Genomic DNA, 16,369 nt, shown 5'->3' with positions numbered 1-16,369 from the left:
GCCTATATGGGATTGTGAATCAGGTTGATAGCTATTGAGGGCATCGTGAAACTGTTCGTCAGTTGCCGGTTTCCGGTCACCGAGCTACAAATTTTAAGACGCTGCAATGGGAAGAATGATCGAAATTCAAGCCCAGGTACCTGGCAACCGGTAACTGGTAACAAAATCATCATCCTTTTCACAACTTATATACAATATCGGCCGGGCGCTTCCGCTAATTTCCTGCAATTGTTTTTTTGGCGTAGGTTTGTTGGCTCCCATTGGGATATTGAAAAAACAGAAGCACGTGAATCAACCCTCGTATCAGATCAAGTTACCGCAGTTTGAAGGTCCGTTCGACCTGTTACTGTTCTTCATTGAGCGGGACGAACTGGATATTTATAATATTCCTATCAGCAGTATCATTAAGGATTTCCTTGATTATATTCATCAGCAGGAACAGTTGAACATCGAGCTTTCGAGCGAGTTCATCCTCTTCGTTTCTACCCTGATGCGCATCAAGGCCAGGATGTTGCTTCCCCGTAAAGAGCTGGATGCACAGGGCAATGAGATCGATCCCCGCCAGGAACTGGTTGACAAGATCCTTGAATACAAGCGCTTTAAGGAAGCTTCCGCAAAAATGGCTGAAATGGAGGCCATGCGGATGCTGATGGTACGCCGCGGCAACCTGGCGAAGGAAATTTCCCAGATCGGCGAAGAAAGTGGAGAAGGAACTGAAATTCAAACCATTACCCTTTTCAAATTGATGAAAACATTTGAAAGGGTAATGAAGCGTGTTGAACAGCGGAACGTAAAGCCGGTGCATACGGTTGTGAAATACAACTATACCATGGAGGAAAGCCGCCAGTATGCCCTGGAAACGGTGAAGAAAGAGAAGGTAATGTCGTTCGAAAAAGTGTTTGATATCTGCCAGGACCGCATTCACGCCATCTTTATATTCCTTTCTGTGCTGGAACTGATCCAGATGAAGTACATGACCATTATGGTGGGTGAAGGCCGTAATAACTTCCTGGTTGAGTGGAATGAGAACTGGGAGCAGGATATCGATCCCAATCAGCCGCCTATCAATCCCGATGATGATCCCGACAGACAACCTAGTTCGGTACTGTAATCAGCTAATCAACAGACAATATGGTAAAAGTAAAGCCTTGATAGGCTAAAAAAGCGTTACAGGCACAATTTACAGGGGAATGCAAATGGCAATATGGCAAGCGTAAGGACCCTGAATACTCTAAGAAAATATCAGAGGTTACAGGTTCAGGTTACACGGCAACGCCAATAGAACTTCCCTGCAACCTGTAACCGGCGACTGGTAACCGGCGACCGGTTTATCCCAACAACTGATTTACCGTAACCTTGTCTTTCATCATTGCAAGCACTGTTTCTCTGATAGCCTGCGCATCGTAGCCGCATTCACGGTACAATTCTTTTGGGGTGCCATGCTCCACGATCTCATCGGGAATACCCAGGATCTTTACTTCGGCTTTGTAGTTGTGTTGCACCATGAACTCGAGGATAGCACTGCCGAATCCGCCGGTAACCGTTCCATCTTCCACGGTAACCACTTTGTCAAACTTACTGAACACTTCATGTAATAAAGCTTCATCGAGCGGTTTAACAAAACGCAGATCATAATGCGCCGGGTTCAGGCCGGCCATTTTCAATTCACGGATAGCTACTGTGGCGAAATTGCCGGGATGGCCGATAGTAAGAATAGCGATATCCTGACCGTCTTTCAGCTTTCTGCCTTTACCAATAGGAATCTCTTCGAATGGTGTGCGCCATTCGGGAAGTACACCCTGGCCACGCGGATAGCGGATCACAAAAGGATACTCCATGCTGTCGAGCTGGGCGGTATACATCAGGTTGCGCAGTTCGCTCTCGTTCATGGGAGCGCTGATGATTATATTCGGAATACAACGCATGTAGGCAATATCGTAGGCGCCATGATGGGTTGGTCCATCTTCGCCAACCAGGCCGGCCCGGTCGAGCACGAGCACTACAGGCAGCTTTTGAATAGCTACATCATGCACTACCTGGTCGTAGGCGCGTTGCATAAAGGAAGAATAGATATTACAGAACACCCGCATTCCCTGGGTAGCCATACCAGCGCTGAGCGTAACGGCATGTTGTTCGCAGATGCCTACGTCAAAAGCGCGGTCGGGCATTTTATCCATCATGAACTTGAGCGAAGAACCGGACGGCATGGCAGGTGTTACGCCAAAGATCTTGTCGTTCTTTTCGGCCAGCTCAATGATGGTATGACCAAATACATCCTGGTATTTGGGCGGTTGCGGGGTATCGTATTTCTTTTTATAAATTTCACCGGTGATCTTGTCGAACAAACCGGGCGCATGCCACAGGGTTTGTTCCTTTTCAGCCAGGGCATAACCCTTTCCTTTCACCGTAAGTACATGCAGTAATTTGGGACCGGGAATCTTTTGCAGGTCCTGCAAGGTATCAACCAGTTTGGTGATATTATTCCCGTCGATAGGGCCGAAGTAACGGAGCTTTAAAGCTTCAAACAGGTTACTGCTTTTGTTGATAAAGCCTTTGATGCTATGCTCGAGTTTGCTGGCCATTTCCCGGGTAAAGTTTTTCCCAACTGGTAATTTTCCCAGGGCTTTCCAGATATCATCCTTCAGCCGGTTATAGGTATGAGAGGTAGTGATATCGGTGAGATATTCTTTCAGCGCACCCACATTTGGGTCGATGCTCATGCAGTTATCGTTCAGGATAATCAGGATGTCTGAATCGGCTACCCCTGCATGGTTCATTCCCTCGAAAGCAAGGCCGGCAGTTAAAGCGCCATCGCCGATAACCGCCACCGATTTGCGGTTCTCACCCTTGTATTTGGCAGCCATGGCCATACCCAAGGCGGCGGAGATAGAGGTGGAAGAATGACCTACTCCAAAAGTATCGTATTCACTTTCACTGCGCTTGGGAAAGCCGCTGATGCCACCGTATTTGCGGTTCGTATGAAATGCGTCGCGACGGCCGGTGAGGATCTTATGGCCGTACGCCTGATGACCTACATCCCATACGAGTTGATCGTACGGGGTATTGTAACTATAGTGTAATGCTACGGTTAATTCTACCACACCCAGGCTGGCTGCAAAATGACCTCCATGCACACTGACCACATCGATGATATATTGCCGCAATTCATCGCAGACCTGATGTAACTGCTCTCTGCTCAATTGTTTAAGATCGGCCGGGGAATTAATGGTAGTCAACAGGGGGCCGGGCGTGATGTCCATGTTAGTTTGAAATTTATCGACAAAAATACAGCTTTAAATCATGAGCCCTAATAAAGGGAACATTTTAACAGAATAAAAAGCATGCCGGGTTCAACGATCTGCTTTTGTATGGAAAATACCTGTCAGTTCCTGACAATTTTCCTACTTTGTACTGCCTTTAACCTATTTATTCGGCCACATATCCAATTTACAGAACCAGAGCGGGCTAATTGCCTAGATTTGTTACAGTTCCAACGCGTATGATAAAGCAGAGAATTCCATATTACTGGCTATGCCAGTTTGTAGGCTGGAGCGCCTTTATACTGGTGTATATCTTTTTCTATCTTACCCTGCGTACCCGGGAAACCGAATGGTTCTACCATGTATTGGTGGCCGAGGCGGTGATCGGATTCCTGGTCACCCATGTGATGCGGTTCTTTATACAGCGATATAAGTTTGTGGATAAGCCGGTGAATGAACAGGTGTTTTATATATTCTTTATTTCTATCCTGTTCTCGCTTATCTATGCTACTATCGGCGCTACTATGGAGCAGGTACTGAGAATTGAAGCAGAGCGGCAGCGATCGCTTACCTTGTTCAACAAGATCATGCGGGCATCCATGGGCTGCTTTACCTTCATTTTGATCTGGAACCTCATCTACTTTGCATATCACTACATTTTAAAAACGCGGCAGGCGCAATTGGATAAGATCCGCCTGGAGTCATTGGTAAAAGAACTGGAGCTGAAGACCATCAAGGCGCATATCAATCCGCATTTTATTTTTAATGCGCTTAACAGCATCCGGGCTTTGATCGATGAGAACCCCAACCGCGCGCGCAATGCCATAACAGAGCTCAGCAATATTCTGCGCAGCAGCATGCAGGCAGAAAAAGTGGAAACGGTTCCGTTTGAGAAAGAACTTGATATCGTAAAAGATTACCTGGCGCTGGAATATATCCGGTTTGAAGACCGGCTGAAGATAGAATACCAGATCGATGAAGATACCCTAGATCAACCGGTGCCGCCCATGATGCTGCAAACCCTGGTAGAAAACGCCATTAAACATGGCATTGGCAAACAGATCGGTGGTGGATTGGTAAAAGTGATCTCGGATTTTAAAGAGAATTTTCATGAGCTGGTGGTGCTGAATACCGGTTACCTGAACGGGCATATCCAGGAAGGTGATGGTTTTGGCCTGTTCAGTACGAGGAACCGGCTGCAATTATTGTTTGGCGAAAAAGCGAATTTTGAAATAAAGCAAGTGGGATCCGACCTGGTGGAAGCACGCATATTGATCCCGGTTGAAATTAAATAATACCAGTTATGATTAAAGCCATAATTATCGATGACGAACGGCTGGCCAGAACTGAACTGCGGAAACTGTTGATGGACTTTCCTGAAATTGAAGTGGTGGCTGAAGCCAGCAATGCCGGTGAAGGTGTTGAGAAAATAGAGAACATAAATCCCGACCTGATCTTTCTTGATATAAGTATGCCCGGGAAAACCGGTTTCGATATGTTGTCGGAGCTCGATAAGGCGCCCCATGTTATTTTTACCACGGCCTACGATGAGTTTGCGCTGAAAGCATTTGAAGTAAATGCGCTCGATTACCTGTTGAAGCCGGTAGAGCCGAAACGGCTGGCCGATGCCATTCAGAAACTACACCTGCAGGAAGAACGTGAACAGGGACCCATGGTGCCGGTGAACTTTAACCGCAGCATCCTGAGCGAGAACGACCAGGTCTTTGTAAAAGATGGGGAGCGCTGCTGGTTTGTAAAGCTGTCGGATATCCGCTTGTTTGAAAGTGTTGGCAACTATGCCAAAGTATATTTTGGTCCCAATAAACCACTTATTTTAAAGTCCCTGAACGCTCTGGAAGAAAGGCTTGATGAAAAGACCTTCTTCAGGGCCAATCGTAAACATATTGTGAACCTGCGGCTGATCGATAAAATTGAACCCTATTTCAACGGCGGTTTGTTGCTGGAACTGAAAGGTGGGGAAAAGATAGAAGTGAGCCGCCGCCAAACGGTGAAATTTAAAGAAATGATGAGCTTATAAACACTACTCATAAAAAACACATGGTTAAGCGCTACTCTTACTTTATCCTCTTGCTGCTTGTTAAGCAGGCGGCCTTTTGCCAGTCTATAGACAAGATCATCAATGCCCAGGAAGTTGAACGGATTGAAAGAACATTAGCTTCAGATGAGATGCGGGGCCGCAAAATATTTACCCCCGATATTGACCGAGCCGCCGATTTTATAGCCGCAGAATTTAAAAAAGCAGGTATACAGCCGGTAAAAGACAATTCCTATTTACAGGAATTTGCCATGGTGCGCACTGCACCGGTTTCGGCCAGCGGAACAATGAACGGCAAAACGCTTGCCGACAAAGACATTGCCGTTATTTCATCCCAGTCAGCATTATCGGTGAACCAGGCATCGGGCTATAAGCAGGTTCGAATACAGGCTAAGGATACGCTCCCTGTTACAATAGGCCGTTTACAACGAACAGACGGCGATTACCTGTTGATGGTTGATACGGCGCATCGCCCCCTTTTTGAAAGAATTAAAAGAGGCGGCCGTTCGCAGTTTGCTTCCAAAGGAAATATTGTGATGGTATTGTCGAACCAGGAAGCCGGTGAATATGCTATAGAATTTAAACAAACGGTGGCCACCATGCCCCTCAAGAATGTGGTAGGCATTTTACCCGGCAAATCAAAAAAGGAAGAATACGTGATCTTCTCCGGGCACTATGATCACCTGGGCGTTGGCAGCGCCAATACGGCCGGCGATAGTATTTATAATGGCGCTAATGATGACGCCGCAGGTGTTACAGCCGTGATCATGCTGGCCAACTACTTTGCCAAACAAAAGAATAATGAACGTACCCTCATCTTTGCCGCATTTACAGCAGAGGAAAGCGGCGGATTTGGATCAAGCTATTTTTCGCAGCAGTTCAATCCCGACCAGGTGATGGCTATGTTCAATATAGAAATGATCGGTACCGAAAGCAAGTGGGGCACCAACTCGGCATTTATCACCGGGTATGAAAAAACGGATATGGGCAAGATCCTGGAGAAGAACCTGAAAGGAACGGGCTTTACTTTTTATCCCGATCCATATCCCAGCCAGCAATTGTTTTACCGAAGCGATAATGCGACCCTGGCCAGACTGGGGGTGCCTGCGCATACCATTTCTACCTCAAAAATGGATAGCGAAAAATATTATCATACGCAGGAAGATGAAATTGAAACGCTCGATATGAAGAATATGGCGGCTATCATCAAAGCCATTGCCATCAGTTCAACTTCTATTGTGGCAGGGAAGGATACGCCTACGAGGGTGACTAGTGAGAGTTTGAAGCGATAACTTAACATGTGCCAGTCATCGGTTTGTTTTACGCTTACGGATGTCAGGAATGAGCTTTCAGTTACCGGTTACCAGTTACCAGGTACCAGGTACCGGTTGCCGGTAACTGATTTCAGCTGTCCGATTAATTGTAAACAGGTTTAAAGTTCAAGGCCGGGCAACCGGTAACTGGCGACCGGCGACAGGCTAACTAAATTTCTGCAATACCCCATTCATTACCCCCACGATCTCGTCATTACAGAGGTTTCCAATACTCCCTTCGTGCACGTGCTGCAGCTGTTTTTTATAATCGAAGGCGAACTCGCCTTCTTCGATCTGGTTACCTACCTGTTTATACGCTTCACGGAAAGGAATGCCTTTGTTCACCAGTTCATTCACGGCTTCTACACTAAACAGGTATTTGTATTTCTCGTCATCCAGGATATTCGTTTTAACCGACAGGTGCTGCAGCATTAAGCGGGTCATTTGCAGACAGGCTTTTAATTCCTCAATAGCCGGGAATAAGATTTCCTTGGTCAGCTGCAGGTCGCGGTGATACCCCGAGGGCAGATTTGCGAGCAGGAGCGATAGTTCATTCGGAACTGCCACAATGCGGTTGCATTTGGCCCTGATCAGCTCAAAAACATCGGGGTTCTTTTTATGCGGCATGATACTGCTGCCGGTCGTTAATTCGGAAGGGAAGGAGATAAACCCGAAATTCTGATTGATATATAAACAGCAATCCATGGCCAGGCGGCCGATAGTGCCCGCAATGCCCGACAGGGCTGTAGCAATCACTCTTTCAGTTTTCCCACGGCTCATTTGGGCGTATACCGAATTCCAGTTCAGGGTTTTGAAGCCCAGTAATTCTGTAGTCCGTTTTCTGTTTAATGGGAAGGAAGAGCCATATCCGGCGCCACTGCCCAATGGGTTTTTGTTGGCTACCTGGAAGGCGGCTGCCAGGCCTTCCATATCGTCGGTAAGGCTTTCCGCATAAGCGCCCAGCCATAATCCAAAAGAGGAGGGCATGGCGATCTGCAGGTGTGTATATCCAGGTAATAAATGGTCTTTGAATTTTTCACTCTGGGCGATCAGCAGGTCGAACGTTTCTTTTACTTCCTGTTTTATTGCCAGTACTTCCGCGCGCAGGTATAATTTTATATCAACCGCTACCTGGTCGTTCCGGCTGCGGCCGCTATGGATCTTTTTGCCGGCTTCGCCGATGCGTTGGGTAAGTATGAATTCAACCTGGGAGTGTACATCTTCAATGCCTTCTTCAATGCGGAAGCGGCCCTCTTCAATGTCGGCAGCAATAGCTTCCAGTCCTTTTACAGCGGTATCGGCTTCTTCTTTCGACATTAAACCTACTTCGCCCAGCATGCGTACATGTGCTATAGAACCCTGCACATCGTATTTTGCCAGAAGGAAATCAAATTCCTTATCGCGGCCTACGGTGAATTGCTCTACTAGTTGTGAAGTGCTGGTTGATTCTTTGCTCCAGAGTTTCATTATGTTTCAGTTTCCGGTTACCGGTTTCCGGTTGCCGGGCCGGCTACCAGATACAGTACCCTGTTACTTTGTTTTGTTAATTGAAATCGTTGAGATTTGATTCTACCCACTGAATATACTTATTAATTCTTTTACTTAATAGGTCGTAATCGCTTCTCAATTTTTTATATACCTCAGCGTCGCTGAGAGAATTTGTTTCAAATAGAAAATCCAGATGTACTATTGTTTCGTCACATTCAGATTGAGAAAATATTAAGTATTTAATAAAGTCGCCTTTATATCTTCTTCTACCGTATCCTTCTACAATCATCGATGCAATTGATTTCGAAGAACGTCTTATTTGACTCCCTTCTTCAAATAACTCGTGTTTGGGTAAGGACATCGTCATTTTGTGAATCTCAATAGCCAGGCGTTTTGATTCTTTATAAATGTCCAGGTCCCGGTAACTTGACATAATAGAGTGATTTTTATTATAAAATGCACTCTAATCAAAGTATTAACCACGTTCTGTATTCCTGGTGTCTGGTAACCGGCGACTGGTTATCGGTGACTGGTAACCTGTAACAATTAATTACAGTATGTTTTCTAACAATTTAATATATATCTCTATTCCTTCCAGAATCTCATTTATGTAAATATACTCATCCGCCGTATGGCTGCGTGCTGAATCGCCGGGGCCCATTTTCAGGGCCTGGAAAGGCATCAGGGCTTTGTCGGAGGTAGTAGGAGAGCCGTAATACGTTCTGCCTAATGCAACACCTGATTGAACCAATGGATGATCGAGGGCAATGGAAGTGGAGCGTAACCGTGTACTGCGGGGCGCTACTTCACACTGCACATGCTGGTGAATGGTGTCCAGGATCTCTTCAAAGGTGTACAACTCATTCACCCGCGTATCTACCACAAACTTTGTTTGAGCAGGCACTACGTTATGCGCTTTATTATCGGTTTCAATGACCGTTACGCTCATTTTTACCGGTCCCAGCAGGTCAGATACCTTAGGGAACTGGTACGATTGAAACCAGCTTATATCTTTTATGGCTTTATAAATGCTGTTCTCCCCTTCATTGCGGGCGGCATGACCGGCTTTGCCATGCGCTATACAATCCAGCACCATGAGTCCGCGTTCAGCCACCGCCATTTGCATTTGGGTCGGTTCGCCTACAATGGCGCAATCTATTTTACCAAGATGAGGCAGTACCAGTTCTATGCCGTCCTTGCCACTGATCTCTTCTTCTGCGGAAGCCGCTAATACCACATTGTATTTAAGATCAGCTCGCTGATTGAAATATAGAAAGGTAGCTATCAATGCCACCAGGGGACCGCCGGCATCATTGCTGCCGAGGCCGAATAGTTTGCCGTCTTTTTCAACCGGGGTGAAAGGATCGAGGGTATAATTCTTATTGGGCTTTACCGTATCGTGGTGCGAGTTCAATAAGATCGTTGGTTTGCTGTCGTCGAAAGAAGCGTTGCGGGCATACACGTTGTGTTTAACGGTTTTTGCCGCTACACCATAGTTTTCGAGGAAGGTTTTCAGGATATCAGCTGTTTTGTCTTCTTCTTTACTGAAGGAAGGGGTGCTGATCAACTGCTTCAGTAATTCTACAGCGCTATGCTGAAGGGTATGTAATGTAAGATTACTCATGTACAATGCTTGTTCCGGCCTTGCCGGTGATGAGATCGGTTAACTGTTCGGCCTTGCCGATGATCACTTTTTTTACTCCCCGGTTCAGGGCAGCAAAAGCGTTATCCAGTTTAGGGATCATACCAGCGAATATTTTTTGTTCTGATTTCAATTGCTGGTAATAGGCCGGGTTAATAGATGAAATTACCGTGTTATCGTCATTGGCATCGAGCAGCACCCCGCTTTTCTCAAACGAGTAGATCAACTGAACATCGTAGAGGGTGCTCAAGGCGTTGGCTACTTCCTGGGCAATGGTATCAGCATTGGTGTTCAGCAACTGCCCTTTTTGATCGTGCGTAATAGGGGCCATCACCACAGCGATCTGCTGATCGAGGATGCTTTTCAACAGGTTCGTGTCAATGGTGTCTACATCACCGGCAAAACCGTAGTCAATAGTCGGATGATTTCTTTTATGCGCCAGTATCACGTTGCCGTCGGCACCGGTTAATCCAATGGCATTACAATTATTCGCCTGAAGCTGGGCTACGATATTTTTATTGATATAACCGGCATACACCATGGTAACGATCTTCAGGGTCTCTGCATCGGTAATGCGGCGGCCATCGATCATTTGTTGCGGAATATTCATTTGCTCAGCCAGTTTGGTAGCCAGTTTGCCACCGCCATGAATGAGGATCTTATGTACCTCCGGTGCGTCCGGCCCCGCCAACTGGCGGGGAGAGGAGAGATTCGCAAATTGTTTGAGAAAATTGGTGAGCTTATACTCATCATCTATAATATTGCCCCCAATCTTAATTACGTATAATTGCTTTTTTCCACTCACTGTGCTTGAACTTTTCGATATGTTAAACTGAATACCGGATCTTCACATTCCCCCTCAGATCTCATCAAACGCACTTTGTTTCTGGTTCCCTTTAGGGGGAGGGGGATGGGGCAGGGGTATGGCTTAGTGAGCAGACAATATTTCACTAAGTACCGCCTGTGCTGCCCAGATCCGGTTACTGGCTTCCTGCGTGACAATGCTGTTGGGGCCGTCGAGTATTTCATCGCTCAACTCCACATTACGCCTAACCGGTAAACAATGCATTACTTTGGCATTCTTGGTTACGCTCAGCTTTTCATTGGTGAGCATCCACTCGGGATCATTGGTATAGATCTTACCATAATCTTTGAAGGTGCTCCAGTTCTTCACATATACAAAGTCAGCATCTTCTAATGCCGCATTCTGATCATGGGTGATGGTAGCGCCTTTGGTGAATTGTTCATCCAGCTCATAATCTTCGGGATGGGTGATCACGAAGTCGGCTTGTCCCCAGGCATTTACCCACTGCGAAAAACTATTGGCCACGCATTGCGGCAAGGGTTTTACGTGCGGCGCCCAGGTCAATACGATCTTTGGTTTCCTGCCAGCAGGCAGGGGCGATGCTTTCAGGCATTCATTGATGGTAATGATGTCTGTAAGGCTTTGCAAAGGATGCAGGGTGGCGCTTTCGAGACTTACCACCGGAATGCCGGCGTATTTGATAAATTGTTTTATATACAGTTCGCTGTAATCGTCCTCACGGTTCTTTAAAGAAGGGAAGGTACGGATCGCCAGGATATCAAAATAGTTACCCATAATGGGCGCAGCGTCTTTTACGTGTTCAACGGTGCTGCCGCTCATGATAGCCTCGTCTTCAAACTCCAGGGCCCAGCCTTCCTGGCCCACGTTGAATACAATGGGTTCCATGCCCAGGTTCTGTGCAGCGATCTGGGTGCTAAGGCGGGTTCGCATACTGGGATTCAGGAATAATAACCCAATGCGCTTGCCGGCTCCTAAGGATTTGTCTTTAAAAGGATCGGCCTTGTATGCGAGCGCTTTTTTTACCAGTGCATCTATTTGCGGCACATCGTGCACACTTGTAAAATTTTTCATGCCTGTAGCAGGAAGGAATTTTAATGATGAAAAAATATATTGATGGGTGGGCGTTATGCTTCTGCGCCAACCTGGATTTCTTCTTTGATGGCTTCGAGTAACTGGTCTGCATCCGATTTACGTAAAGCCAGGGATGGTAATAACCTGATCACATTGGGTTTGGCCTCACCGGTAAAGATCTTATGCTTCCACAGTAAGTTCTTGCGCAGGTCTTTGAACGCCTCGGGTACATCGAAGCCGATCATCAGGCCACGGCCGCGCACATTTTCCAATTGCTTTATCTTCTTCAGTTCGTCCATCAGGTACTGCCCAACGGTGGCGGCGTTCTGGATCAGGTTCTCTTTCTCTATTACTTCTACTACCGCCAGTGCTGCTGCACAGGCAAGGTGATTACCACCGAAGGTAGTGCCCAGCATACCGTGTTTGGGTTGCAAATGCGGGGCGATGATGATACCGGCCACCGGGAAGCCATTGCCCATGCCTTTGGCCATGGTATAGATGTCTGCATTTACACCGGCATAATCCTGTGAAAAGAATTTGCCGCTTCTGCCATAACCACATTGCACGCTGTCGGCAATGAATACAGCGCCATGTTCGGTACATAAGCGACGGATGGTTTGTAAAAACAATTCACTGGCTACATTGATGCCGCCAACGCCCTGTATGCCTTCGATGATCACCGATGAGATCTCTGATCCCTGTTCTGCGAAGCAGGCTTCGAGCGCGGCTACGTCATTGAAGGGAAGAAAGATAATGTTCGGCGTTTGGTTCACCGGGGCAACAATGCCGGGATTGTCGGTGGCAGCAACGGCCAGGGAAGTGCGACCGTGAAAAGCTTTTTTAAAAGCAACTATTTTTTTGCGGCCATTGTGAAAGGAGGCCAGCTTTAATGCATTTTCATTGGCTTCTGCACCTGAGCTGATCAGGAATAACTGATAATCGGGTTTGCCGGATAACTTGCCCAGCTTCTCCGCCAGTTCTTCCTGCAGGGGCATTTTAACTGAATTGGAATAAAAGCCTACTTTATTTAACTGGTTGGTAATTCGTTCAACATAATGCGGATGGGTATGGCCAATAGAAATCACCGCATGACCGCCATACAGGTCAAGGTATTGTTCTCCTTTGTCATCCCATACGTAAGAGCCTTTTGCTTTTTCGATGGAAATGTTGTTGACAGGATAGACATCAAATAACTTCATTACTAAAAGGTTTAATCAGCGGTTACCCGCTCCGCGTTATAATTAGAAATAGTTAGCCTTCAATTTCAACCCGGCGCACTCATCAATGCCAAAGATCAGATTCATATTTTGAACCGCCTGGCCGGAAGCGCCCTTGGTAAGGTTATCAATGGCACTGTGCACCACGAGTTTGCTGCCTACTTTTTCCAGCTGAATGATACATTTGTTGGTATTCACTACCTGCTTTAAAAAGATCTCACCCTGGCTCATGACCGTGAATGGCTGGTCCTGGTAAAAGGCTGCATACAATTCCTGTAGCTGCTCCATCTTCCAGTCGCAATCAACCAGTGAGCTGATAAAGATACCCCTGGTGAAATCGCCCCGCCAGGGAATAAAGCTCAATGCGTCTGCGCCCTCGGCAGAGGTGGGTGAGAAAGAGGGTTGCAATTGCTGCAATGACTGTGTGATCTCTTTCAGGTGCTGGTGCGTAAGCGTTTTATACGCCTGGATGTTATTGGCCCGCCATGAAAAATGAGAAGTGGCCGATAAGCTCTGGCCGGCGCCGGTTGATCCGGTAATGCCGGTGGTGTAAACAGAGCTGAGCAGTCCGGCCCTGGCCAATGGCAACAGGCCCAACTGAATGCCGGTAGCAAAACAGCCGGGGTTGGCAATGTTCTGCGCAGCTTTGATCTTTTCTTTATTCAGCTCTGGTAATCCGTAAACGAATTGCCGGTTGCCGATCGATGATTTGGCGCTCAACCTGAAGTCCTGCGACAGATCGATGATCTTTATTTTATCATTTACTGTGTACTCTGTTAAGAATTTCCGCGCATCGCCATGGCCTACACAGAGGAACAAAGCATCGATGCTTCCATCCGCTAAAGCGGAGAGGTCGTCGGAAAATTGGAGCTGGGTTTCACCTATGAGGTCGGCATGCACCTGGTGAACCGGATTGCCTGCATTGCTTTTACTATTCACAAAAGCGATCTCCACATGCGGATGATTGATCAGCAGCCGCAGCAATTCACCACCGGTATATCCGGCGCCACCTATTATTCCTACTTTTATTTTGGTACTCATAACTTTCATTTAAACGGTCAATGGTGAATGGTGAATAGCGCCTTGCTTTCGAATTGCTGACTATATTCCTGATTCCTCGTTAGCGCTTTCCCATTATTCACCTCCTGTTACCTGTCATTTGATAAACTTCTCAATCCCTCTGTCACCGATATCAACATTATCAACTAGCCAACTACTTACCCTCATTCTCTTCCTTCACCGAATTCCAGATCGAGGTCTGGTTACCGAAGATCTTGCTGAAGCCACGTACGTCTTCACCGCTCCAGCCGGTATTCATTTCACCGTATTTGCCAAACTTGCTGCTCATGAGGTCATAGCTCGATTCAATTCCGATGATCTGGAAGCGATAAGGTTGCAGCTGTACAAATACATCGCCGGTCACATTCGCCTGGGCGCTTTCGAGATACGCTTCAATGTCGCGCATTACAGGGTCCATGATCTGGCCTTCATGTAACCAGTTGCCATAGAACTGGGCCAACTGGTCTTTCCAGTTCAGCTGCCATTTGGTAAGTACGTGCTTTTCCAGGGCATGGTGTGCTTTCAGGATCACCATGGGAGCGGCTGCTTCAAAACCTACCCGGCCTTTAATACCGATGATGGTATCGCCTACGTGAATATCGCGGCCAACACCATATGGGCCCGCAATGGTTTGCAGGTATTGTATGGCTTCGCTCGGATGAGCGAATGATTTATCGTTGATGGCTTTCAGTTCCCCTTTTTCAAAACGCAGTTTCACTTCTTCGCTGCCGGTTTTGGTTACCTGTGTTGGCCAGGCTTCTTCGGGCAACATACCTTTCGATGACAATGTTTCTTTACCACCAACGCTGGTACCCCATAATCCTTTATTGATCGAGTACACTGCTTTAGCAAAGTTCATGTTCACCCCTTTGCCTTTCAGGTATTCAATTTCTGCTTCGCGGCTCAGTTTCAGGTCGCGGATGGGCGTAATGATCTCGACACCTGGGATGAGGATGTGAAAGACCATGTCGAAACGAACCTGGTCGTTACCCGCACCGGTACTGCCATGCGCTACTGCATCGGCTTTTAATGTTTTTACATGCTCTGCAATGTGCAGGGCCTGGCTCAACCGCTCGGCACTCACACTTAAGGGATACGTGTTGTTCTTCAACACATTTCCGTAAATGAGGTATTTTATGATGCGGTCGTAATATCCTTTTATGGCATTAACTGTTGTATGTGTTTTTACACCCAGTTTATAGGCGTGCTCTTCAATCTGCTTCAGTTCTTCTTCGCTGAAACCACCGGTATTTACAATAATGCTGTGCACTTCGTAGCCCTGGTCTTCGCCCAGGTATTTTACACAGAATGAAGTGTCTAATCCACCGCTAAAACCGAGAACGACTTTCTTTACACCCCCAACCCCTGAAGGGGAGGGAGAGTGCTGAAATTTTGAAGAGCCTGAATTCATTATTTAAAAAAATTACTGGTTATACAATTATTTCTGATTCCCTTTTTTCTCTCCGCCAGCTGACGGAGATGGGGTTAGAGATTAAAAAAGTAGTGAAAAAATGATTTGATCTTGCCGGCTCCTCCGCTTTGTGAAGCCTTGGCTCCGCTCTGGGAGTCTTTATTATCCTCCTTGAAAAAAGGCTTCAGCAATTTCCATTGTTTGATGCGTAACATGCGTTCGAACACACTCTTTTTCTCCTCGAAGAACTCTTTGGTCTCTTCCGGCTCGTAGTGATCTTTAGGATCATACAGCATCGCAGTGCACAAACAGTTTTTCCGTTCTTTGCTCATGAGGATATCATAGTTCACGCAGCTTTTACAACCGGCCCAGAAGGCTTCGTCCTGCGTAAGCTCTGAATAGGTAACCGGCTCGTAGCCAAGGTCGCTGTTGATCTTCATTACGGCCAGGCCGGTGGTGAGTCCGAAGATCTTCGCTTCGGGATATGTTTGCCGGCTCAGCTCGAATATTTTTTTCTTAATGGCCTTTGCCAGTCCACCCTTACGGAAATTAGGCGATACGATCAGTCCTGAGTTGGCCACGTATTCGCCATGGCTCCAGGTCTCGATATAACAGAAGCCAGCCCAAATGCCATCCTGGTTAAAAGCGATCACCGCTTTTCCTTCCCGCATTTTCTGTTGTATATATTCGGGCGAACGTTTGGCAATACCGGTTCCACGGGCTTTGGCGCTCGACGCCATTTCATCGCATATGATCTGTGCAAAGCTGAGGTGTGATTCGTTAGCTACAAGTACCTGAAATTGTTGTTGGGTATCCATTTTTGTAACAAGGCTAAATGTGAAAAATGCAACGGCTTAAAACATTGTGCCGGGGGTAATAGCTTGCAGGAACTGAAGCCATTCCGGTCACTAAAATGCATGCTGTATGGTACAGTAAGTATCAACGTCGCACCCTGACGGGAATAGGTTGGAAGTAAAAAACTGTACGGAGCCGTACAGGAAAAACCCCACGCACTATAGTAATCGC

Annotated in this window: 14 protein-coding genes; 4 read left to right on the top strand and 10 right to left on the bottom strand. The window is 46.8% G+C overall.

Features of this window, described 5'->3' with window-relative positions; translation table 11 throughout:
• Positions 1 to 286: 286 nt before the first annotated feature.
• Positions 287 to 1,111 carry a segregation and condensation protein A gene (locus JT717_RS06810; protein WP_205509447.1) on the top strand — a complete coding sequence of 275 codons (825 nt, stop codon included), beginning with the start codon at positions 287 to 289 and terminating at the stop codon, positions 1,109 to 1,111.
• 217 nt (positions 1,112 to 1,328) lie between these two features.
• On the opposite strand, the gene dxs is transcribed toward JT717_RS06810, so the two are convergent.
• Positions 1,329 to 3,260 (bottom strand): 1-deoxy-D-xylulose-5-phosphate synthase, encoded by a 1,932-nt coding sequence (gene dxs / locus JT717_RS06805; protein ID WP_205509446.1) that lies wholly within the window; start codon positions 3,258 to 3,260, stop codon positions 1,329 to 1,331.
• 239 nt (positions 3,261 to 3,499) lie between these two features.
• Between dxs and JT717_RS06800 the strand changes: the two genes are divergently transcribed.
• Genes JT717_RS06800 through JT717_RS06790 form a run of 3 tightly spaced genes read left to right on the top strand, consistent with a single transcriptional unit; the run spans position 3,500 to position 6,608 of the window.
• Positions 3,500 to 4,555, top strand: a complete 1,056-nt coding sequence (locus tag JT717_RS06800; protein WP_240347871.1) for a sensor histidine kinase — start codon at positions 3,500 to 3,502, stop codon at positions 4,553 to 4,555.
• Positions 4,556 to 4,563: 8 nt separating this feature from the next.
• Positions 4,564 to 5,298, top strand: coding sequence for a LytR/AlgR family response regulator transcription factor (locus tag JT717_RS06795; RefSeq protein ID WP_205509444.1), 735 nt, complete (start codon positions 4,564 to 4,566; stop codon positions 5,296 to 5,298).
• A gap of 20 nt (positions 5,299 to 5,318) precedes the next feature.
• Complete coding sequence (locus JT717_RS06790) at positions 5,319 to 6,608, top strand: M20/M25/M40 family metallo-hydrolase (RefSeq protein WP_205509443.1); 1,290 nt, start codon at positions 5,319 to 5,321, stop codon at positions 6,606 to 6,608.
• 186 nt (positions 6,609 to 6,794) lie between these two features.
• Here JT717_RS06790 and argH read toward each other — a convergent pair whose 3' ends face one another.
• The 9 genes from argH to JT717_RS06745 form a co-directional block, all read right to left on the bottom strand.
• Complete coding sequence (gene argH, locus JT717_RS06785; protein ID WP_205509442.1) at positions 6,795 to 8,096, bottom strand: argininosuccinate lyase; 1,302 nt, start codon at positions 8,094 to 8,096, stop codon at positions 6,795 to 6,797.
• Between the two features lie 76 nt (positions 8,097 to 8,172).
• Complete coding sequence (locus JT717_RS06780; protein ID WP_205509441.1) at positions 8,173 to 8,550, bottom strand: four helix bundle protein; 378 nt, start codon at positions 8,548 to 8,550, stop codon at positions 8,173 to 8,175.
• A gap of 117 nt (positions 8,551 to 8,667) precedes the next feature.
• Positions 8,668 to 9,741 (bottom strand): M20 family metallo-hydrolase, encoded by a 1,074-nt coding sequence (locus JT717_RS06775; RefSeq protein ID WP_205509440.1) that lies wholly within the window; start codon positions 9,739 to 9,741, stop codon positions 8,668 to 8,670.
• A complete protein-coding gene (argB, locus tag JT717_RS06770) occupies positions 9,734 to 10,564 on the bottom strand; it encodes an acetylglutamate kinase (protein ID WP_205509439.1) in 831 nt (276 codons plus the stop codon). The genes JT717_RS06775 and argB overlap by 8 nt, the downstream gene beginning before the upstream one ends.
• A gap of 123 nt (positions 10,565 to 10,687) precedes the next feature.
• Positions 10,688 to 11,656: a Rossmann-fold NAD(P)-binding domain-containing protein gene (locus JT717_RS06765; RefSeq protein ID WP_205509438.1), complete on the bottom strand. Its 969-nt coding sequence runs from the start codon at positions 11,654 to 11,656 to the stop codon at positions 10,688 to 10,690.
• 53 nt (positions 11,657 to 11,709) lie between these two features.
• Positions 11,710 to 12,855: an aspartate aminotransferase family protein gene (locus JT717_RS06760; RefSeq protein ID WP_205509437.1), complete on the bottom strand. Its 1,146-nt coding sequence runs from the start codon at positions 12,853 to 12,855 to the stop codon at positions 11,710 to 11,712.
• A gap of 42 nt (positions 12,856 to 12,897) precedes the next feature.
• Positions 12,898 to 13,914 carry an N-acetyl-gamma-glutamyl-phosphate reductase gene (gene argC / locus JT717_RS06755; RefSeq protein WP_205509436.1) on the bottom strand — a complete coding sequence of 339 codons (1,017 nt, stop codon included), beginning with the start codon at positions 13,912 to 13,914 and terminating at the stop codon, positions 12,898 to 12,900.
• Between the two features lie 172 nt (positions 13,915 to 14,086).
• The gene (locus JT717_RS06750) at positions 14,087 to 15,343 is read right to left on the bottom strand and encodes an argininosuccinate synthase (protein WP_205509435.1); all 1,257 of its coding nucleotides are present in this window, start codon (positions 15,341 to 15,343) and stop codon (positions 14,087 to 14,089) included.
• A gap of 74 nt (positions 15,344 to 15,417) precedes the next feature.
• The gene (locus JT717_RS06745; protein WP_205509434.1) at positions 15,418 to 16,161 is read right to left on the bottom strand and encodes a GNAT family N-acetyltransferase; all 744 of its coding nucleotides are present in this window, start codon (positions 16,159 to 16,161) and stop codon (positions 15,418 to 15,420) included.
• Between the last annotated feature and the right edge of the window lie 208 nt (positions 16,162 to 16,369).

This window comes from Longitalea arenae (genome assembly GCF_016924755.1).
Taxonomy (GTDB): domain Bacteria; phylum Bacteroidota; class Bacteroidia; order Chitinophagales; family Chitinophagaceae; genus Niastella; species Niastella arenae.
Note: the sequence above shows the minus strand (reverse complement) of the source record. Positions and strands in the feature narration are given on the sequence as shown.

Excerpts from the sequence above, each read along its gene's own strand:
- dxs (WP_205509446.1), bottom strand. The coding sequence starts at position 3,260 with ATGGACATCACGCCCGGCCCCCTGTTGACTACCATTAATTCCCCGGCC.
- JT717_RS06800 (WP_240347871.1), top strand. The coding sequence starts at position 3,500 with ATGATAAAGCAGAGAATTCCATATTACTGGCTATGCCAGTTTGTAGGC.
- JT717_RS06795 (WP_205509444.1), top strand. The coding sequence starts at position 4,564 with ATGATTAAAGCCATAATTATCGATGACGAACGGCTGGCCAGAACTGAA.
- JT717_RS06790 (WP_205509443.1), top strand. The coding sequence starts at position 5,319 with ATGGTTAAGCGCTACTCTTACTTTATCCTCTTGCTGCTTGTTAAGCAG.
- argH (WP_205509442.1), bottom strand. The coding sequence starts at position 8,096 with ATGAAACTCTGGAGCAAAGAATCAACCAGCACTTCACAACTAGTAGAG.
- JT717_RS06780 (WP_205509441.1), bottom strand. The coding sequence starts at position 8,550 with ATGTCAAGTTACCGGGACCTGGACATTTATAAAGAATCAAAACGCCTG.
- JT717_RS06775 (WP_205509440.1), bottom strand. The coding sequence starts at position 9,741 with ATGAGTAATCTTACATTACATACCCTTCAGCATAGCGCTGTAGAATTA.
- JT717_RS06765 (WP_205509438.1), bottom strand. The coding sequence starts at position 11,656 with ATGAAAAATTTTACAAGTGTGCACGATGTGCCGCAAATAGATGCACTG.
- JT717_RS06760 (WP_205509437.1), bottom strand. The coding sequence starts at position 12,855 with ATGAAGTTATTTGATGTCTATCCTGTCAACAACATTTCCATCGAAAAA.
- argC (WP_205509436.1), bottom strand. The coding sequence starts at position 13,914 with ATGAGTACCAAAATAAAAGTAGGAATAATAGGTGGCGCCGGATATACC.
- JT717_RS06750 (WP_205509435.1), bottom strand. The coding sequence starts at position 15,343 with ATGAATTCAGGCTCTTCAAAATTTCAGCACTCTCCCTCCCCTTCAGGG.
- JT717_RS06745 (WP_205509434.1), bottom strand. The coding sequence starts at position 16,161 with ATGGATACCCAACAACAATTTCAGGTACTTGTAGCTAACGAATCACAC.